Here is an 18,499-nt window from a genome sequence, read left to right as displayed (position 1 = left end):
GTGCCGCCTTGGCAATGGCATCAATGGCGTCGCTGAAATGCATGAGACCTTCCCATAATAAGTGTACCTGGCACAGGAAGGTCTCATGATCAGCTTATGGAGAATAGGCTTAACTGACTGGCATTACCGCAATCGCGGGGCTTTTTCATGTCTGGCGTTTGGCTGACGCTAGACGACGGACTCCCTCTTTTGAGCAGGCCTTGAGCAGACCGATAGGGCGCTTTCCCGTGAGACTCGCTGTGAGATTACAGCGTCAGAAAGCGCCACTATCGGCAGCCGTCATGCCTGAGGGCTGTTATGAGGGCTATCAGCTATCACGCTGATTGAGGTCCACCAGGCGACCGATGGCGAGAATCTTGCCTGTCGGTTTGCCGGTCGGCGAACCGCCTTCTGGCTCCAGTGTCATCTCCAGCAGCTGGCCCGGGCTCATGCTGCCGATCTGCTCGGCGCTGAGTTCGATGCCCGCAATCGGGTCGACCAGCCCCAGTGAGCGCGGCCCTTCTTGCGGGTCGGTCAGGGTCCACAGTTCGATGGCGCGATCCGTCGGGCGCTCGATGGAGACCTTCGGTGTCAGCTGCAGGCCACCGCTGGGCGTGACATTGGCCACCCAGGTCGGCGTGCCCGGGTCTTCCAGTGTCTGCAGGATAGCGACCATACGTTGCGCGTCGCCGTCAGGTGTCTGGGTAGCCACCTCCGGTGATGTGCCCTCAAGCGACGCGCTGGGAGAGAAGGGCCCCATCTGCATGACCAGTGCCAGGGCGAGACCTGCCCCCAGACCCAGTCCGAGGCCACCGCCGAGCCAGCGCAGCAGCCAGGGTGCCTTGGTTGAGGCGCTTGCCTGATCTGCGTCATGTCGAGCGGCGTCATCGCGGGTGGCGGAGGACTGCTTGAGGCGCACCAGGCTGGCATCGATGCGCTTCCATAATGAGTCGGAAGGGGGCTCCGGCGGCAGGCGATCACTCACGCTCAGCCAATGTTGCTGCCAGCGCAGGGCCATGCGTGCGGCATTGTCATCGCGCTCGATCCAGGCGCGCACTTCGGCCTCGCGCTCAGGGTCCAGCAGCCCGAGGGCATGCTCACCCAGCAGCAGGTTCTGTTCTTCGGGAGATTCGGGAATCAGGGGGCTATTCATCGTGACAGGCACTCCTGCAGTAGCTTGAGACCGGCGCGGATGCGCCCCTTGATGGTGCCAATCGGTGCGCTCAGCTTCTCGGCGATCTGTTCGTGTGTCAGTCCCTTGAAGAAGGCCAGCAGGATGGGTTCGCGACGCGGCACTTCCAGTTCACCCAGGCAGTCGCTCAACTGATGGGCCGTCTGGCTGTCATCGGCCGCGGTTTCCGGGTCGGCGAGCAGATCGGCCAGCGTATCGAGCGCATCACTGTCGCCGCGTGGCGTCCGCCCCTGGGCGCGCAGCTGATCCAGAGCGCGATAGCGCAGGATGGTAAACAGCCAGGCGCGACCATTGCCGAGTTCACGGCGATACTGGCCCGCGTTGGACCACAGCTTGATGAAGGCGTCATGGACGGCATCTTCCGCCTGGTCGCGGCTGTTCAACAGGCGCATGGCGAGCGCCAGCATGCGGCCCGATTCAAGATCATAGAGACTACGGAACGCGGCCTCGTCTCCGCGTGCACAGGCTTCTATCGCACTGGCGTGGTCAAAGCTTTCCGCGTCTGGCGGACTGACTGACGGCTTCTGTGCTGGCATGGGGCGGCCGGCTCCTTTGGCAGGGGGTCCATTGTTCAGCTGACGGTATGTGCACCGCCGGGGAATGGCAAGTTGCATGATAGAGGCCTTCGTTCGGGAAAGAATCAACGCCCGTGACGGTCGGGATGGCGGTGCGTCAACTGCGGGGGATAGTCAGGTAACGTCCCGCTTCCCGACTTGGATGTTCGCGGCCGGTTTTCAGACGTGTCTGGGTGTGGCGTCAGTCAGTCACCTCACATCCGATGGGAAAGCGCGGCGCGGCTGCATTGCTGCTCGCGCGGTGAGTCCGCATAATGGCCGGCATGACAGCCTGGGAGGCGTGATGAAGCAGCAATTCAATACGATCGGCGTGATTGGCCGACTGGGCAGTGCCCAGGTGGTGGATACGCTCAAGCGCTTGATTCGCTTTCTGGATTCCCGTGGCCTGGCCATGGTGATCGAGGAACGCACTGCCACGCTGCTGCTGGACCACGGTCTGCAGGTGGCCAGCCGCCGCCAGATGGGCGAGCAGTGTGATCTGGTGGTCGTGGTCGGCGGTGATGGCAGCCTGCTGGGCGCCGCGCGCGCGTTGTGCCGCAGCGGCACGCCCGTGCTCGGCGTCAATCGTGGGCGACTCGGCTTTCTGACCGACATTCGCCCCGATGAGCTCGAGGAGAAGGTGGCCGAGGTGCTGGGCGGTGACTATCTCAGCGAGCAACGCTTCCTGCTCGAGGCCGAGGTTTACCGCGAAGGCGAGCGCATCGGGGCGGCCGATGGCCTCAATGATGTGGTGCTGCACCCCGGCAAGGCGGCGCGCATGATCGAGTTCGAGCTGTTCATCGATGGCCAGTTCGTCTACTCCCAGCGCTCGGATGGCTTGATCGTCGCCACGCCGACCGGCTCGACCGCCTATGCGCTGTCCGGTGGCGGCCCCATCGTGCATCCGCGTCTCGAGGCGATCACCCTGGTGCCGATGTTCCCGCATACCCTTTCCAGTCGTCCGATCGTGATCGATGCGGCCAGCGAGATCATCCTGCATATCAGTGCCAGCAACTCGACCTATCCGCATATCAGCTGCGATGGCCAGACTCAGGTGGTGGCCAAGCCCGGGGATGTGCTCAAGATTCGGCGCAAGAGTGAGCGTCTGACGCTGATTCATCCGCTGGAGCACAACTATTTCGAGATCTGTCGCACCAAGCTCGGTTGGAGCAATCGCCTCGGCGAATGACCTCAAGGCTCACAGCATGCAAGCATTCGTGGCGCCACAGGATGGCTATGACCTTATCGGCGATGTACACGGCTGCGGCGCCACTCTGGCGACGTTGCTGGAGACGCTCGGCTATCACATCGTCGATGGCGTCTATCGCCACCCGACCCGCAAGGTCATCTTTCTCGGCGATATCATCGATCGTGGCCCGCGCATCCGCCTGGCGGTGCAGCTGGCCAGCAGCATGGTCAATGCCGGCGAAGCGCTGATCGTGATGGGCAATCACGAATACAACGCCCTGGCGTATTGCCGGCGCGCACGCCCGCGTGCGGGCGGCGAGCATCGTGATTTCCTGCGCTCGCATACCTCACGTCACAATCGCATCATCCGCGAGACGCTTGATCAATATCAGCATCATCCCGATGAGTGGGACGAGGCGCTGCGCTGGTTCATGCGCATGCCGCTGTGTCTGGAGCTGCCGCCGCTGGCCCCCGGCCAGAGCGGGCTGCGCGTGGTGCACGCCTGCTGGGACGAGCCACTGGTGCGTACCTTCCTGGAGCGCTACCCCGATGGCTGCATCGATGAAGACTTCCTGCATGAGTCCATCGAGCACGACAGCTTCGCCTATCGCGTGCTGGACCGCATGACGCGCGGCGCGAACCTGCGCTTGCCGGAAGGGGTCGAGATCCATTCCGGCGATGGTTTCACGCGCCGAAGCTTCCGCACGCACTTCTGGGCACGTGAGCCCCGCACCTACGGCGATGTGGTCTTCCAGCCCGACAACCTGCCCGGCGAGCTGGAGTCGCGCTGGCTGAGCGAGCAGGAGCTGGCCAATCTGCCTTACTACGGGCCAGAGCAGCCGCCACTGTTCCTCGGGCACTACTGGTGCGAGGGCTTGCCGGCGCTGCCGGCCCCCAACATCGCCTGCCTGGATTACAGTGCGGTCAAGTTCGGGCGCCTGGTGGCATATCGCTTCAGTGGCGAAGCCACGCTGGATGCCGCCAACTTCGTGTGGGTACCGGTACCGCGTGAGCCTTCCCGACGCCCCGTGCCGGAAGAGCTGTCCCGCGACACCCTGTCGAACCAGTCTTTCGCCAATGGCGCCAGTCAATAGCACTGGTCATGGGTACGTCCCGATAGCGTCAGCGATGCTGTCGGCGAATGGCGATTGTTTTTTACAATCACATGTCAGTGAACCAAAGCCCGATTGCGCACTCTGAGTAAGTGTTCCCTTGAATGATCCTTGCTCAGTCCGGTGCCCCCCACCGGGCTTTTTTTATGTCTGTCATAAAGGCCAGACGCCTGCGGCGCTGTGATAGATTTTCACAGGCTGGTCTGACTTCTCCTTGTTTATCAACGTGTACTGAGTCTGTTCAGTCGCGTGTCATCTTCAGAGGCATAGCATGTTCAAGGTTCTGACGCTGCCCGAATCCTTCGACAGCCGCCCCCTGCGCGAAGCCCTGTGGGCCGAGAAGATCGGTCACCAGATCACCCTGAGCCAGGCTCGCCCGACAGAGGCTGCGTCTGGCGAGGATGCCGAGAGCCACGAGGGCGGCCAGGAGCTGTGGCTGGCCGACCCCGAGCAACTGCCGCGCGTCATCGCGATGCTCGAGCGCCAGTCACGCGGTGAACCGTTGCGGGACGCCTCTGCGGGCGCCGCGACGCGTGGCACCGCCAGTTCTCAGTCTCTCATCGCCCTGATGCGCCAGACGCCGTTGACCTGGCTGGTCGGTCTGGCCTGCTGCGTCACGGTGCTGTTCCAGTATGCGCTGGGTCAGGCGGCGGTATTCGAGTGGCTGGCCATCGTGCCCTTCGAGCTTGTCGGCAGTCAGCATATCGCGCCCGAGCCGCTGTCCGTGACGCTGGCGGGGGAGTGGTGGCGGCTCTGGTCGCCGTCGTTGATGCACTTCGGGGTACTGCACCTGGTGTTCAACCTGCTGTGGCTGTGGGTGTTCGGGCGCCAGATCGAGGCCATCGATGGCGGTTGGCGCTTCGCGCTGGTCGTGGTGCTGAGCGGCGTGGCGGCCAATCTGGCGCAATACGCCACCGGCAGCGTGCTGTTCGGTGGGCTGTCGGGGATCGACTTCGCCGTCATCGGCTATGTCTTCCTCGCCGCACGCCGCCGCCCCGCGCTGGGCTATCAGATGCAGCGCTCGCTGATGATCTTCATGCTGATCTATCTGGTGCTATGCATGACGCCGCTCTCGAGTGCCATTGGCCTGGGCGCCATCGCCAACGAGGCGCATCTTGGTGGCCTGTTGACCGGCCTGCTGCTGGGCTGGCTGCTCCCCAGGCGCAGCGCAGCCTGAGCGTTGGCGCTTCGGCCTCGGGGATCACACTGCCGGAAATGACACTGCGCGAAACGACAATGCTAGAATGGCGGCCATCCCCAGTGACTCCGATGGTCCGCCTTCGGCAGTCGTGGCCCCGTATCAGGAGAGTATGTGATGAGCAACATGTCCTTTGACGGCATGGTCGAGCAGATGACGCCGACCATCTACGAGAGCCTCAAGCAGTCCATGCAGCTGCGCAAATGGCCGGATGGCCGCGTGCTGACCCAGGAGCAGGTCGAGCTGTGCATGGAAGCCGTCATCAAGTACGAAGCGCACAACAACGTGCCTGCCGAGTCGCGTGTCGGCTTCATCGACAACGGCACCTGTGGGCCGCGTGATGACGACAGCACCGCAAGCGATGAGCCGGAGCAGATCAAGTGGGTCAACTGACGCTGGATGATGCCCTGAGTGCTGATGAGGCCTCCGGCACGGCTCAGGAAGCCAGTGCTCAGGATGTGGCGCCCATCACGCTGAGTGGCAACCTCCACAAGATGTCCATCGTGCCCGCCGGTGAGGCGCTTGCGATCGATACCTCGTTTGATGCGCCGTCGGTCACGCGCGAGCCGCTGGCGGCCAACTATGGCCTGCGTCTGGGCGAGATCACCCAGCCGTTGAATGCCTATATCGGCCACAAGGTGCGTTTGAGCTTCACCGGTCAGATCCACTGCAGCCATTGCGGTCGCAAGACCAAGAAGAGCTTCGCGCAGGGGCATTGCTATCCGTGTTTTCGCAAGCTGCCGCAGTGCGATGGCTGCATCATGAAGCCGGAGACCTGCCATTACGCCGAAGGCACCTGCCGTGATCCGCAGTGGGGCGAGGAGCACTGCTTCCAGTCGCATATCGTCTATCTGGCCAACTCCTCCGGCCTCAAGGTCGGCATCACGCGCAAGACCCAGATGCCGACGCGCTGGTTCGATCAGGGTGCCATCCAGGCGCTGCCCATCGTCGAGGTGTCCAATCGCCTGCAGTCGGGGCTGGTCGAGGTGCTGTTCAAGCAGGCGCTGAACGACCGCACCAACTGGCGTGCGATGCTCAAGGGCGATGTGGCCGAGCTGGACCTGGAAGCCGAGCGGGATGCCTTGCTGGCCCAGATGTCTGAGGGTCTGGCGGCGCTGCAGGTGCATTGCGGCGAAGGCGCCATCCGGGTGCTGGACACCACGGCGCTGGCCTTCGAGTTTCCGGTGCGCACCGCGCCGACCAAGGTCACCTCGTTCAACTTCGACAAGACGCCAGTGGTGGAAGGCGTACTCGAAGGGCTCAAGGGGCAGTATCTGATTCTCGACAGCGGCGTGATCAATCTGCGCAAGTTCACCGGCTATGAGATCGAGGCTCAGCTCGGCGAGCAATGAGCCGCGGCTGAGCCATACCCAAGAGCACAGCAAAGAGCTCAGCACCGCACACACGACAGCGCCCACGCTCCGTCACGGAGGGTGGGCGCTGTCGTTTCAGTGCCTCTGGTTTCTAGTTTCTGGTTTCTGGTTTCTCGCTGCTTGCTACAGGTTTGCAGACTCGAGGCGCGTCAGCCCAGCACGGGCTGGCGGCGCGCCTGCATGCGGGCCAGAAATACCTGCATCACGCGCCGGTAGAGCTCGCGTCCCAGCACCACATCCTCGACGCCGGCATCCAGATTCGGGTTGTCGTTGACCTCGATGACCACCACGCGGTCCTCCAGCTGCTTCAAGTCGACGCCATAGAGGCCGTCGCCGATCAGGCGGGTCGCCTTCAGGGCCGCCTTGATCACGGCCGCTGGCACCTCGCTCGGGTCGACCGTCGCGAAGCCGCCGGAGCGAGTACGCGCGCCGCTGTGATCGTAGATCTGCCAATGGCCACGCGCCATGTAGTAACGGCTGGCGAACAGCAGCTTGCCGTCGAGCACGCCGATGCGCCAGTCGAACTCGGTCGGTAGCCACTCCTGCAACAGCAGCAGGGCAGAATCATGGAACAGCCGCTCGGCTTCGCGCACCAGTGTCTCGGGGCCATCGATCTTGACGATGCCGCGGGAGAAGGCGCCATCCGGCACCTTCATCACCAGCGGGTAGCGCATGTGTTGCCCGCGCTCGGCCAGCTGGCGCAGTTCGCCCCGATGGATCAGGCGACCCTGCGGGGCACTCAGGCCACGTGCCTTGAGAAGCTCATGCAGGAAGACCTTGTTGGTGCAGCGCAGGATTGACTGGCTGTCATCGATCACCACCAGCCCTTCGTGCTCGGCACGCTTGGCCATGCGATAGGTGTGGTGATCCAGACTGGTCGTCTCGCGGATGAACAGGCCATCGAACTCGGCCAGACGGCCTTCATCGCGCCGGGTGATCAGGCTGACATCGATGCCCAGGCGCCGTCCTTCGCGGATGAAATGCTTGAGCGCGGTGCGGTTGGACGGCGGCAGCGCCTCGTCCGGGTCGACCAGCATGGCGAGATCGAAGCGGTAATGGCGGCGTGCCTTGGGCGTGCGCCACACCTTGCGCGAATGGCGATTGAGGGCCTGAGCGAAGCGGTCTTCATCCGCCGCTGCCAGGTGGCTCAGGGATTGCGGGCGCACTCGCTTGAGCACCCAATGATCGCTACGGCCTTCAAGACGCACCTCCAGCAGCGGGCAGGGCAGGCGCTCGAACAGCTTGCGTGCGAGGCGCGCAAGCGCCGGGTCTTCGCTCTCGCCGAAGGTCAGCAGCAGGTCGAGTCGTGGCGGCTTGCCAGCCCCATGCGTCGCGTCTTGCGGGACGGGCAGGGCGCCCTTGCGTGTCAGTTCCTCGAGCAGCACGCGGATGCCGCCCAGCTCCATGTCGATCAGCGACTTGCGTGACAGTTGATTGAGGGTCTCCACTGACGGCAACGCCTTCTGACCGCGCGCCTGGGCCAGCAGCGAGACGTAATAGCCGATGCCCAGGTAATCCAGTCCGCCACACAGATTGATGACGTGGGTGGCGGGCTGCGGCGCATCGTCGGCGCGCTGGGCTGGCGCATCGCTTGAGAGTTCGGAAAGAAAGTCATGGGCGCTGATGACATCATCACTGGGATAGAAGGCGCGCCAGTCAGAAACACGGTCAACCACGATACGCAGGCGGGACATTGCGAAGCCTCGCAAGGCGGGCACCGAAGCGGTGCCGAATGCGCGCATCATGAGAAACAATCCCCGTCATCGCAATAGGCTGAAAAGTGAAATAATTTCATGCAAAGAGACCAAGACAAGACGCGCCTGCATGCCCAGAATGCAGCGCATTGCTACCGCCCCGCGACACGCTGATCCTCGGACGGCGTCAGGGCGCTGACAGGCGGGAGAGCCTGCACCATGACCCCCATTCTGCGCCCGGCCATCCGGGCCGATCTCGACGCTCTGGTAGAGCTCGAGGAAGTCAGTTTCGACAGCGACTGGTTCAGTCGTCGTCAGCTATCCCATCTGATTCTGCGTGCCCATGCCCGTACCCTGGTGATCATCCAGCCCGATGACGATGTCATCCCGACCGCACCGGCGGTGGACGATGTGATGGCCGCGCTATGGCCGGCCGGTAGCGTCGAGCGCGATGACGCCACGCCGCTGCGCAGCGTGCTCGGCTACGGCACCGTGCTGTTTCGTCGCAATTCACGCCGGGCGCGACTCTACTCCTTCTGCCTGCATCCGGAATCGCGTGGCCGCGGCCTTGCCCAGCGCATGCTCACATCGCTTGAGCAGTTGGCCATCGCGCAGGGCTGTACGCAGTTCGATCTTGAGGTGCACACCGGCAATGGCGCGGCGATCGCGCTCTACGAGCGTCACGGCTTCGAGAAGTGTGGTCGCCTGCGCGATTACTATGCCGACGGGGCCGCCGCCTGGAAGATGCGCAAGGCATTGACGCTGGATTCACCGGCGCCGGTGGCTGAGGAACTCGCGGCCGGTGATGCCGGTGAAGCGCACCCGAGGCCGCCCTCGACGGTGAATGCCGGCGCCGCCTGAGCCAGGGGCATGGCGCGCGTGGCCCCCATGGGCTAGGATGCGCTGTTTATTCTTCATGGCTTCAAAGGAATCGCTCCCATGCCGTCATTCGATATTGTCTCCGAACTCGACAAGCACGAAGTTCAGAATGCCGTCGATCAGGCCAATCGCGAACTCGCGACGCGCTTTGACTTCAAGGGCGTGACTGCCAGCTTCGAACTCGAGAAGGAAGAGAACGTCAACCTGGAAGCCGATGCCGACTTCCAGCTGCGTCAGATGATCGAGCTGCTCAAGGGCCGTCTGATCGCGCGCGGCATCGACGTGCGCTGCCTGGAAGAGAAGGACGCCGACACCGCTGGCGTGCGTGCCCGTCAGCAGCTGGTGCTGCGTCAGGGGCTGGACCAGCCGACCGCCAAGAAAATCGTCAAGGCGCTCAAGGATGCCAAGCTCAAGGTCCAGGCGCAGATCCAGGGCGAGAAGGTCCGCGTCACCGGCAAGAAGCGTGACGACCTGCAGGGCGCCATGGCGCTGCTCAAGGGTGATGAGAGCCTCGAGCTGCCGCTGCAGTTCAACAACTTCCGCGACTGATCCAGCGCGCAAGTGACTGGCGATCGCCATTCTCAGCACCGTTCGCTATCGGCGTGCGGTGCTGTCTTCGTTTGATTCGCTGATTTGCGGTGTCGTGAGAGTCACTGATTCGCATGTTTTCTGGATCAACAGATTCGCTTTGAAAGCGTCATGTCTCGTCGCTGGCGCTACGCTTGTCCAGCCCGGTGCTTCACTCGAGACGACCGGACGCGTCGCTTTCAAAGCGTTTCACCCTATTCGTACGTGATATCTGCGCCATGCGGGCCGCTTCGGCACCCGACAACGCGCAAAGAGAGGTTATATGTCTGCTCCGCTCGCTATCGGCCAGCGCAACACCCTGACGATCACCAAGCGGGTCGGCTTCGGCGTCTTCCTCGATGGTGGGGATCGCGGGGAAATCCTGCTGCCGACACCCTTCATTCCGGCGGGGGCCGACATCGGTGACGAAGTCGAAGTCTTCGTCAGCCTGGATGATGAAGACCGCCTGCTGGCCACCACGCGCTATCCGCGTGCCATGGTCGGCGAGTTCGCCGCGCTCAAGGTGGTCGAGGTCAATGACATCGGCACCTTCCTCGACAATGGCCTGGGCAAGGACTTGCTGCTGCCCTACGGCGAGCGCAAGCGTGAGCTCAAGGCCGGTCAGTTCGCCATGGTGCACGTCGGTCTCGACAAGCACAGTGACCGCATGGTCGCCTCGATGCGTCTGGATCGCTGGCTCGACAAGACTCCGGCCACCTACGCGGTGGGCCAGGAAGTCTCTGGTCTGGTCGCTGCGCGCACCGACCTGGGCATGAAGATCATCATCGACAACGCCCACTGGGGCCTGGTGCACCACGACCGTATCTTCACGCGTCTGCGCATCGGCAATCGTCTGCGTCTGTGGGTGTTGAAGAATGACGGCAACGGCAATGTCGATCTCACGCCGCAGGCGCCGGGTCCGGCCGGCCATCAGCAGCTGGCGGACCGCATTCTGGCCGCGCTGGAAGCCAGTCAGGGCGTGCTGCCGCTGGGCGACAAGAGCGAACCGGAAGCCATCAGTGAAGCCTTCGGTGCCAGCAAGGCCAACTTCAAGCGCGCCATCGGTCACCTGAAGCGCGAAGGCAAGGTCACGCTGGCGCCCACCGAGACGCGTCTGGTCAAGTAAGTCACTGCTGTCAGCCTGTGCTGCCACTGCCACCCTCGGGAGACCGACGGGTGGCAGTTTGCGTTTCAGGCTGCCGCATGGCACCAATGACAGCGTATCATGGGAGTATCTTGCGCTGAGTTGCCCCCATTCGCTCCTTCACCTTCGACAAGGAATGTCTGCATGACTGTCTCTGCTTCTGCTGCCTCCGCTTCTTCTGGTCCCTCAACGTCTGCTGGTTCGCCGCGTCTGTTGATTGCTCCTGACAGCTTCAAGGAAGCGCTGGCAGCCAGTGATGCCGCCGAGGCCATGGCGCGTGGTGTTCGCCGGGTACTGCCCGAGGCACAGATCGATCTCTGCCCGCTGGGGGATGGCGGTGAGGGCACGCTGGCGGCGTTGTTGGCGGCGGCCAGTGAAGCAGACCCCATCGAGGCGCGTAGCGCTCAGGTGCGTGATCCGCTCGGGCGTGACGTCACCGCCCAGTGGGGCTGGCAGCCGGGTAGCCGCACGGCCATCGTCGAGCTGGCCGAAGCCAGTGGTCTGCATCTGGTCAGCCCTGATGAGCGCGACGCGCGGGTCGCCGACACGCATGGCGTGGGCGAGCTGATCCTGGCGGCACTGGACGCCGGTGCCGAGCGGCTGATCGTCACGCTGGGCGGCAGCGCCACCAACGATGGCGGCAGCGGCATGCTGCGCGCGCTCGGGCTGCGTCTGCTCGACGCTGATGGCAATGAGCTGCCCGCAGGCGGCGCGGCCCTCGCGCGTCTGGCGAGTCTGGACGTCACTGCGCTGGACCCACGCCTGGCTGATCTCAAGGTGTCTGCCGCGGTCGATGTCGACAACCCCCTGTGTGGCGCGCGCGGCGCGAGCGCCGTGTTCGGCCCGCAGAAGGGCGCCGATGTCGCGGTGGTCGAGGAACTGGATGCGGCGCTGGGCCACTTCGCGCGCCTGAGCGCTGAAGTGCTGGGCGCAGACCAGCAGCAGTTGGCCGGTGCAGGGGCCGCTGGCGGCATGGGCTACGCGGTGGCGGCCTGGTTGAACGGCGAGTTGCGCCCGGGCATCGAGCTGGTGATGGAGCGCCTCAACGTGAGCGAACGTCTGGCGGGCTGTGATCTGCTGATCACCGGGGAAGGCGGTCTGGATGGCCAGAGCCTGGGCGGCAAGACCCCCATCGGTGCGGCGCGAGCCGCGCGTGTCGCCGGGGTGCCCGCCATCGTGTTGGCCGGACGACTGGCCGAGGGCTGGCAAGCCGCCCATGATGAGGGGGTCAGTGCCGTCTTCACGCTGTGTGACAGTGCCATGCCGCTTGAGCAGGCGCTGGCACGCACCTCGGAGCTGCTGGCTGACCGTTGCGAGGCCATCATGCGTCTCTGGCAGTTGGCGCAACGTAGCTGACCGCAGCCCGGCTGACCGCAGCCCGGCTGATCGCAGCCCGGCTGAACGCAGCCCGGCTGACCGCCGCTAAGCCACGCCCGGCTCGACGGATTGCGGCGTCGAATCTGGCCGCAGACAGCGGCCCACGGCCCCCATGGCGGGGGGCGTGGCCTTTCGCGATATCGGCAAGCCCGTTACCATGCACGCAGTTGCTATCAGGCGGATAGTCAGAAAGTACTTTTCCCATGAACGACTTGGCGTTTGACTGATAGCAGGAAGCACACGGTGTGTGACCGCAGGTGGTGAGGAACCGACATGATGATCTTTCGGCGCATGAAGCGTATCTGCTGGCTTGGCCTGGCCTGGTTGTTCTTCGGCATCGGCTTCGCTGGCATGTTTCTGCCGCTGCTGCCCACCACCGTCTTCATGCTGCTGGCGCTGGCCTGTGCCAGCCGAGGCTCACCGCGCTTTGCACGCTATATCCGGGAACACCCCCAGATCGGGCCGACGCTGGTGGCCTGGGAGCGCGAACGCGCCATTCCGCTGCGCGCGCGCATCATGGCGGTCAGCATGCTGGCCGTCTCGATGCTGATCATCCTGTTCACCGTCTCAGTGCTGGCCGTCAAGGTCTCGCTGCTGGTCTTCCTGTCGCTGCTGGCACTCTGGCTGGCCACGCGCCCGGAGCCCAAGGGCGAGGGGGCGAACCTTGCCGTCAGTGGCGAATCCCTTCCGCGCGAATGAGCGCTTCATCGCGGGCAGGTGAGGTGTCTGCTCCCTCGCTGTCCGCTGTCTTCCTGCCGTGAGGAGTTCCCTCCCGCGGCGCTGATTGCGGAGTCTTTGATGTCACAACCTGCAGCGATTCATCTTGCCGATTATCAGGCACCCGCCTGGCGTGTGCTGGACACCCGCCTGACGTTTGATCTGGCACCGTCCGCGACCCGTGTGACGACCGTGCTGACCCTCGAGGCCAATCCCGATGCCGCCGTAGGCAGTGATGCCACGCCGCCGCTGGTGCTCAATGGCGAGCATCTGACGCTTGAGTCCGTGCGTGTCGATGGGCGAGCGCTCGCCAGTGATGAATACAAGCTCGACGAGACTCACCTGACGCTGGCCGGCCTGCCGGCCAACTGTGAGCTCGAGACGGTGGTGGTGATCGACCCGGCCGCGAATACCGCGCTGGAAGGGCTTTATGTGTCCTCGGGCATGTTCTGCACCCAGTGCGAGGCCGAAGGCTTCCGTCGCATCACCTACTACCCGGACCGCCCGGACGTGATGTCGGTGTTCACCACCACCATCATCGCCGACAAGGACAGCTACCCGATCCTGCTCTCCAACGGCAATCCCGTCGAGCGTGGCGAGCGTGAGGGCGGTCGTCACTTCGTCACCTGGCAGGACCCGCATCCCAAGCCGTGCTATCTGTTCGCGCTGGTGGCGGGTGACCTGGTCAAGCATGACGACAGCTTCACCACCATGAGTGGCCGTGACGTCGCTCTGGAAATCTGGGTCGAGCCGGAAAATCTCGACAAGACCCAGCACGCCATGAACTCCCTCAAGGCCTCCATGAAGTGGGACGAGGAAGTCTACGGTCGCGAATATGATCTCGACATCTTCATGATCGTCGCGGTCAACGACTTCAACATGGGCGCGATGGAGAACAAGGGCCTCAACATCTTCAACAGCGCCTGCGTGCTGGCCAACCCCGATACCACCACCGACGCCGCCTTCCAGCGCGTCGAAGGGGTGGTCGCGCATGAGTACTTCCACAACTGGTCGGGCAACCGCGTCACCTGCCGTGACTGGTTCCAGCTGTCCCTGAAGGAAGGCTTCACCGTCTATCGTGATCAGACCTTCTCCGCCGACATGAACTCGGCGCCGGTCAAGCGTATCGAAGACGTCGCCATGCTGCGTACCGCGCAGTTCGCCGAAGATGCCGGCCCCACCGCACACCCGGTACGCCCGGCGTCCTATATCGAGATTTCCAACTTCTACACCCTGACCATCTACGAGAAGGGTTCCGAAGTGGTGCGCATGGTCGCCAATCTGCTTGGGGAAGAAGCCTTCCGCCGTGGCAGTGACCTCTACTTCGCGCGCAACGATGGCAGCGCCGCCACCATCGAGGACTTCATCAGCGCGATGAGCGAAGCCTCCGGTCGCGACTTCAGTCAGTTCATGCGCTGGTACTCACAGGCCGGAACGCCGAACATCGCCGCCAGTGGCACCTTCGATGCCCAGGCAGGCACCTATTCCCTCACGCTGTGTCAGTCCACGCCGCCTTCACCGGGGCAGGCGGAGAAGCTGCCGCTGGTGATCCCGGTGCGCATGGGGCTGGTCGGGGCCGACGGCAGCGATCTGACGCTGACCCTAGACGGCGAAGCACTGGGCACGGAAACCGTGCTGGAGCTGACCGAAGCTGAGCAGACCTTCGTCTTCACCGGCCTTGCCGGCGTTGCCGAGCCGGTGCCGTCGCTGCTGCGTGGCTTCTCGGCGCCGGTCAAGCTGGCCTTTGACTACAGCCGTGAGCAGCTGGCCTTCCTGATGCAGCACGACAGCGATGGCTTCAACCGCTGGGATGCCGGTCAGCGTCTGGCCATGGCAGCGCTTGAAGACCTGATGGCGGCCTGGCAGCGTGGCGAGCAGGAGGCCCAGCTGGATGAGCGCCTGCTGGCCGCCTATCGCTTCCTGCTCCAGAGCGAGGCTTCCGATCGTGCGGTGCTGGCCGAGATGCTGACGCTGCCCTCGGAGGCCTATATCGCCGAGCAGCAGAGTGTCGTCGATGTCGATGCCATCCACTGGGCGCGCAAGACCGCCAAGGCACAGCTGGCCAGTGCGCTGCGCGACGATTTCGTGGCGCTCTATCACGCCAATGCGCAGCAGGGCGACTACGCGCCGACCTTCGAGCAGATGGCGCGTCGCAGCCTCAAGAATGCCGCGCTCAGCTATCTGATGAGCATCGAGGACGAGGAGGGCGTGCGTCTGGCCCAGGCCCAGCTCGCGGCGGCCCACAACATGACCGACGTGCGTGCCGCGCTGACGATGCTGGTGCACTCTTCACGCACCGACCTGGGTGACCCGGCGCTCAAGTCCTTCGCCGAGCGCTGGTCGCATGACCCGCTGGTGATGGACCAGTGGTTCTCGATCCAGGTCACGCGTCCGCAGGCCGATGTGCTGGACCGCGTGCGCTTCCTGATGGAGCACCCGGCATTCTCGTTGACCAATCCCAACAAGGTGCGTGCCTTGATCGGCGCCTTCGCCGGCCAGAACCGTGTCAACTTCCACCGTCTCGACGGCGAAGGCTATCGTCTGCTGGCGGATGTGGTCATCGAGCTCAATCGTCTGAACCCGGAGATCGCGGCGCGCATCATCACGCCGCTGACGCGCTACAAGCGTTTCGATGCCAAGCGTCAGGACTTGATGAAGGCTGAGCTTGAGCGTATCCGTGGCGAGAAGCTCTCGAACAACCTGTATGAAGTCGTGGAGAAGGCACTGGCCTGATCCTCTGATCTGACCCTTGAAGACAGACGGCAGTCATCGCGCGCATGGTGATGACTGCCGCTGACATGAAAAAGCCCCTGCCGAATGGCAGGGGCTTTTTCATGTCACGAGCCTGGCGCAAGTCCCGTCAGGGCATCGCCTTCAAGACCATCGCGTATACGATCATCGCGCGCGTCAGGCGATCATCCAGCCCAGGAAGGTCAGGCCGATAAAGGTCATCAATAGCCCACCGATGATGGAGCCCCTCAACAGCGTCGTGATGCCCTTGAATAGCAGATAAAGCCCCAATACCAGGCCCAGCAGGCTGAACAGCGATGTGCCGAGCCCCAGCTCACCGGTCAAGCCATTGAAGAAGCCAGCCAGCGCATCATCAAAGTGTGCGAAGAAATTGCCCAGGCCTTCGACGATGAAGCGAATGGCGGCACCCAGTTGCGTGCCGATCCAGTTGAAGAAGTCTTCCATAACGCATGATGTCCAGACAGAAAAGAGGCCCCAGTGTGCCATGAAAGACGCGGATGCGCTGTCATCCGAGCTGATACTTGGCGGTGAATGTCTCGATCGCCATCGGCTTGTCCATCAGATAGCCCTGCAGGGCATCACAACCCATCTCCAGCAGCAGTTCGCGCTGCCTGGGGGTCTCGACGCCTTCCGCCACCACGCACATGCCCAGCTCACGCCCCAGCTGCACCATGAAGTTCACCATGCGGCGGTTCATCTCGTCGTTCTCGAGATCATTGACGAAGCTGCGGTCGACCTTGAGCTCATCGAAGGGCAGGTGCTTGATATAGGTCAGTGAGGAGAAGCCGGTGCCGAAATCATCCAGCGACAGGCGCAGGCCCAGCGAGCGCAGCTCGTGCATGCGTGCCACGGTGGCGGGCATGTCGGTGGCGAAGACGTTTTCGGTCAGCTCCAGCTGCAGATATTGCGGGTCAAGCGTGTGCTGGCTGAGTGCCTTGGCGACATTGCCGACGTAGTGAAGGGAGTCCAGCTGCTTGACGCTGACATTGACCGACAGATAGAGCCTGGCGAAGGCGGTGCCTTTCTGCCAGTCCTCCAGCAGCTTGCAGGCCTGCTCCAGCACCCAGTCGCCGAGGCTGTCGATCAGCTGGCTCTTCTCGGCCAGCGGTATGAACTCATAGGGCGAGATATTGCCGAGCTTGGCGTGTCGCCAGCGCAACAGGCACTCGGCGCCGACCAGCTTGAGCCCCCGATCGAATTGCGGCTGCAGTTCCACGTAGAGCTCTTCATTCTCGATGGCGCGGCGCAGGTCATTTTCCAGCTGCACGGCGCGCTCAAGCTCCACGCGCATGCTGGGATCAAAGCGAACGGTCTGATTGCGCCCGGCCTCCTTGGCGCGATACATCGCGATATCCGCGCGTCGGATGAGCTCCTCGGCGCTCAGATGGCGATCATGGAACATGATGCTGCCCAGACTCGCCGAGCTGTGATGTTGCAGCGGCTGCGCTTGCGGGCCCAAGAGCGAATACGGCTGGTTGAGCGCCTGCTGCAGGCGCTCCATCAGCTCATCCAGTTCGCGACAGGCAATCTGTGGATCATGGCTCAGGGGCTGAACCAGGATGACGAACTCGTCCCCGCCGAAGCGCGCCACCAGGTCGCTGTCACGCACCTTGGAGCTCAGGCGGTGGGCCACCTCGATCAACAGATGGTCGCCGGTGGTATGCCCCAGCAGGTCGTTGATCTTCTTGAAGTGGTCCAGATCGATGAAGATGAGCGCGCCGTGGGTGTCACGGGCGTCGGTGATGATGATGGCCTGCTGCAGGCTGTCGATCAGCGTGGCTCGGTTGGCCAGCTTGGTCAGCGAGTCGAAGCGACTGTGCTGGTGCAGCAGGGCCTCTGATTCGACGATACGCGTGATATCGGTGATCGAGCCGATCATGCGTAGCGGATTGCCTTCGCTGTCACGCTCGATGACATCGCCCTTGTCGATCACCCAGACCACGTCGCCACCGCGGGTCAGCATGCGGTGACGGTGATAATAGGCCGTCTTGCCCGCCATGCAGTCCTGGATGGCGATCATCGTCTCGGGCTTGTCCTCGGGGTGCAGCAGGCTTGCGAATTCTTCCAGGCTGTTGCTGAGCTCGCTCTCCGGGATGCCCAGAATCTGTGACCAGCGGCGATTGTGCGTCACGGAACTGGTCAGGATGTTCCAGTCCCAGAAGCCTTCCAGCGAGGTGTCATAGATGTGGTCGATCTGGCGGGTCTTGCGCTCATGCTCACGGACTTCGGTGGTGATGTTGTGCGCCAGAACGGCGACCAGCGGCTGGCCGTGAATGTCATGGAAGGGCTGCTTGATGGAGCGGAAGTGGTTGACCTCGCCGGTGGTGCCGTCGGTGGCATCCTCGAAGACCGTCTCGCGCTCGAACCTGCTGAGCACCTGCTCCACGCTGCGCCGAAAGAAGTGGCTCTGCTCGGTATTGCCGGTGTAGTGGCTGTCATCGCGCCCGATGATGTCCTCGTGCGAGGTGCCATAGAATTCGGTCAGGGTGCGATTGGCGTAGCGAAACAGCCCCTTGGCATCCTTGATGAACAGGATGTCGGGGTGGGTGTCGACCAGGGTGCGTAAAAGGTGGTTCTCGGCTTCCAGTGCCTCGAGACGTGACGACATCTCCTGCAGGCGCGAGTGCAGGCAGCTGTCATCAGGCTGGGGGGAATCGTCGGAACCTTCTGGGCGCGGAGAGCGGTGATCCCCGGCATCGGAAGGTGCGGTCATGGCAGGTTCCTGAGGCGACGGTCTGTGCGCTCAGTCTACGTTGCCGCTCGGTTGAATAGGC

At 63.4% G+C, this 18,499-nt stretch carries 16 protein-coding genes; 11 read left to right on the top strand and 5 right to left on the bottom strand.

Annotated features, from left to right (window positions below; all coding sequences use genetic code 11):
• Positions 1 to 307: 307 nt before the first annotated feature.
• Together IZU87_RS11250 and IZU87_RS11245 are read right to left on the bottom strand one after the other, a co-directional pair.
• Positions 308 to 1,132, bottom strand: coding sequence for an anti-sigma factor (locus IZU87_RS11250; RefSeq protein WP_213114562.1), 825 nt, complete (start codon positions 1,130 to 1,132; stop codon positions 308 to 310).
• Positions 1,129 to 1,707, bottom strand: coding sequence for an RNA polymerase sigma factor (locus IZU87_RS11245; protein ID WP_213114561.1), 579 nt, complete (start codon positions 1,705 to 1,707; stop codon positions 1,129 to 1,131). Before IZU87_RS11245 ends, IZU87_RS11250 begins: the two co-directional genes overlap by 4 nt.
• 322 nt (positions 1,708 to 2,029) lie before the next feature.
• Between IZU87_RS11245 and IZU87_RS11240 the strand changes: the two genes are divergently transcribed.
• The 5 genes from IZU87_RS11240 to IZU87_RS11220 all read left to right on the top strand — a co-directional run bounded on the left by IZU87_RS11240 (position 2,030) and on the right by IZU87_RS11220 (position 6,575).
• Complete coding sequence (locus tag IZU87_RS11240; RefSeq protein WP_213114560.1) at positions 2,030 to 2,914, top strand: NAD(+) kinase; 885 nt, start codon at positions 2,030 to 2,032, stop codon at positions 2,912 to 2,914.
• 16 nt (positions 2,915 to 2,930) lie between these two features.
• Positions 2,931 to 4,007 (top strand): metallophosphoesterase, encoded by a 1,077-nt coding sequence (locus IZU87_RS11235; RefSeq protein ID WP_052384625.1) that lies wholly within the window; start codon positions 2,931 to 2,933, stop codon positions 4,005 to 4,007.
• A 289-nt stretch (positions 4,008 to 4,296) separates the two neighbouring features.
• A complete protein-coding gene (locus tag IZU87_RS11230; protein WP_213114559.1) occupies positions 4,297 to 5,202 on the top strand; it encodes a rhomboid family intramembrane serine protease in 906 nt (301 codons plus the stop codon).
• 138 nt (positions 5,203 to 5,340) lie between these two features.
• Positions 5,341 to 5,616 carry a YeaC family protein gene (locus IZU87_RS11225; protein WP_131432440.1) on the top strand — a complete coding sequence of 92 codons (276 nt, stop codon included), beginning with the start codon at positions 5,341 to 5,343 and terminating at the stop codon, positions 5,614 to 5,616.
• A complete protein-coding gene (locus tag IZU87_RS11220; RefSeq protein ID WP_349305182.1) occupies positions 5,604 to 6,575 on the top strand; it encodes a DUF2797 domain-containing protein in 972 nt (323 codons plus the stop codon). The genes IZU87_RS11225 and IZU87_RS11220 overlap by 13 nt, the downstream gene beginning before the upstream one ends.
• Positions 6,576 to 6,745: 170 nt before the next feature.
• Here the strand turns inward: IZU87_RS11220 and IZU87_RS11215 are convergent, their stop codons facing one another.
• Positions 6,746 to 8,341, bottom strand: a complete 1,596-nt coding sequence (locus IZU87_RS11215; RefSeq protein WP_349305181.1) for a RimK family ATP-grasp domain-containing protein — start codon at positions 8,339 to 8,341, stop codon at positions 6,746 to 6,748.
• A gap of 168 nt (positions 8,342 to 8,509) precedes the next feature.
• On the opposite strand from IZU87_RS11215, the gene IZU87_RS11210 reads away from it, so the two are divergent.
• The 6 genes from IZU87_RS11210 to pepN all read left to right on the top strand — a co-directional run bounded on the left by IZU87_RS11210 (position 8,510) and on the right by pepN (position 15,707).
• Positions 8,510 to 9,151 (top strand): GNAT family N-acetyltransferase, encoded by a 642-nt coding sequence (locus tag IZU87_RS11210; RefSeq protein ID WP_213114558.1) that lies wholly within the window; start codon positions 8,510 to 8,512, stop codon positions 9,149 to 9,151.
• 78 nt (positions 9,152 to 9,229) lie between these two features.
• Positions 9,230 to 9,718 carry a YajQ family cyclic di-GMP-binding protein gene (locus tag IZU87_RS11205; RefSeq protein WP_054556286.1) on the top strand — a complete coding sequence of 163 codons (489 nt, stop codon included), beginning with the start codon at positions 9,230 to 9,232 and terminating at the stop codon, positions 9,716 to 9,718.
• A gap of 301 nt (positions 9,719 to 10,019) precedes the next feature.
• Entirely contained in the window at positions 10,020 to 10,862 is an 843-nt protein-coding gene (locus tag IZU87_RS11200; protein WP_175089419.1) for a CvfB family protein, read from the top strand.
• A gap of 162 nt (positions 10,863 to 11,024) precedes the next feature.
• Entirely contained in the window at positions 11,025 to 12,236 is a 1,212-nt protein-coding gene (locus IZU87_RS11195; protein ID WP_213114557.1) for a glycerate kinase, read from the top strand.
• Between the two features lie 294 nt (positions 12,237 to 12,530).
• Entirely contained in the window at positions 12,531 to 12,956 is a 426-nt protein-coding gene (locus tag IZU87_RS11190) for a YbaN family protein (protein ID WP_225996323.1), read from the top strand.
• Between the two features lie 99 nt (positions 12,957 to 13,055).
• Positions 13,056 to 15,707, top strand: coding sequence for an aminopeptidase N (gene pepN / locus IZU87_RS11185; RefSeq protein ID WP_213114556.1), 2,652 nt, complete (start codon positions 13,056 to 13,058; stop codon positions 15,705 to 15,707).
• Between the two features lie 174 nt (positions 15,708 to 15,881).
• Here the strand turns inward: pepN and IZU87_RS11180 are convergent, their stop codons facing one another.
• Both IZU87_RS11180 and IZU87_RS11175 read right to left on the bottom strand, forming a co-directional pair.
• Positions 15,882 to 16,169: a hypothetical protein gene (locus IZU87_RS11180; protein ID WP_213114555.1), complete on the bottom strand. Its 288-nt coding sequence runs from the start codon at positions 16,167 to 16,169 to the stop codon at positions 15,882 to 15,884.
• 61 nt (positions 16,170 to 16,230) lie between these two features.
• The gene (locus tag IZU87_RS11175) at positions 16,231 to 18,438 is read right to left on the bottom strand and encodes an EAL domain-containing protein (protein ID WP_213114554.1); all 2,208 of its coding nucleotides are present in this window, start codon (positions 18,436 to 18,438) and stop codon (positions 16,231 to 16,233) included.
• Positions 18,439 to 18,499: the final 61 nt, after the last annotated feature.

The organism is Cobetia sp. MC34 (assembly GCF_018340035.1).
Classification (GTDB): Bacteria; Pseudomonadota; Gammaproteobacteria; order Pseudomonadales; family Halomonadaceae; genus Cobetia; species Cobetia amphilecti.
This window is presented reverse-complemented; position numbering and strand designations above follow the sequence as displayed.

Coding starts and splice junctions, on each gene's coding strand:
- IZU87_RS11250 (WP_213114562.1), bottom strand. CDS start 1,132: ATGAATAGCCCCCTGATTCCCGAATCTCCCGAAGAACAGAACCTGCTG.
- IZU87_RS11245 (WP_213114561.1), bottom strand. CDS start 1,707: ATGCCAGCACAGAAGCCGTCAGTCAGTCCGCCAGACGCGGAAAGCTTT.
- IZU87_RS11240 (WP_213114560.1), top strand. CDS start 2,030: ATGAAGCAGCAATTCAATACGATCGGCGTGATTGGCCGACTGGGCAGT.
- IZU87_RS11235 (WP_052384625.1), top strand. CDS start 2,931: ATGCAAGCATTCGTGGCGCCACAGGATGGCTATGACCTTATCGGCGAT.
- IZU87_RS11230 (WP_213114559.1), top strand. CDS start 4,297: ATGTTCAAGGTTCTGACGCTGCCCGAATCCTTCGACAGCCGCCCCCTG.
- IZU87_RS11225 (WP_131432440.1), top strand. CDS start 5,341: ATGAGCAACATGTCCTTTGACGGCATGGTCGAGCAGATGACGCCGACC.
- IZU87_RS11215 (WP_349305181.1), bottom strand. CDS start 8,341: ATGATGCGCGCATTCGGCACCGCTTCGGTGCCCGCCTTGCGAGGCTTC.
- IZU87_RS11210 (WP_213114558.1), top strand. CDS start 8,510: ATGACCCCCATTCTGCGCCCGGCCATCCGGGCCGATCTCGACGCTCTG.
- IZU87_RS11205 (WP_054556286.1), top strand. CDS start 9,230: ATGCCGTCATTCGATATTGTCTCCGAACTCGACAAGCACGAAGTTCAG.
- IZU87_RS11200 (WP_175089419.1), top strand. CDS start 10,020: ATGTCTGCTCCGCTCGCTATCGGCCAGCGCAACACCCTGACGATCACC.
- IZU87_RS11195 (WP_213114557.1), top strand. CDS start 11,025: ATGACTGTCTCTGCTTCTGCTGCCTCCGCTTCTTCTGGTCCCTCAACG.
- IZU87_RS11190 (WP_225996323.1), top strand. CDS start 12,531: ATGATGATCTTTCGGCGCATGAAGCGTATCTGCTGGCTTGGCCTGGCC.
- pepN (WP_213114556.1), top strand. CDS start 13,056: ATGTCACAACCTGCAGCGATTCATCTTGCCGATTATCAGGCACCCGCC.
- IZU87_RS11180 (WP_213114555.1), bottom strand. CDS start 16,169: ATGGAAGACTTCTTCAACTGGATCGGCACGCAACTGGGTGCCGCCATT.
- IZU87_RS11175 (WP_213114554.1), bottom strand. CDS start 18,438: ATGACCGCACCTTCCGATGCCGGGGATCACCGCTCTCCGCGCCCAGAA.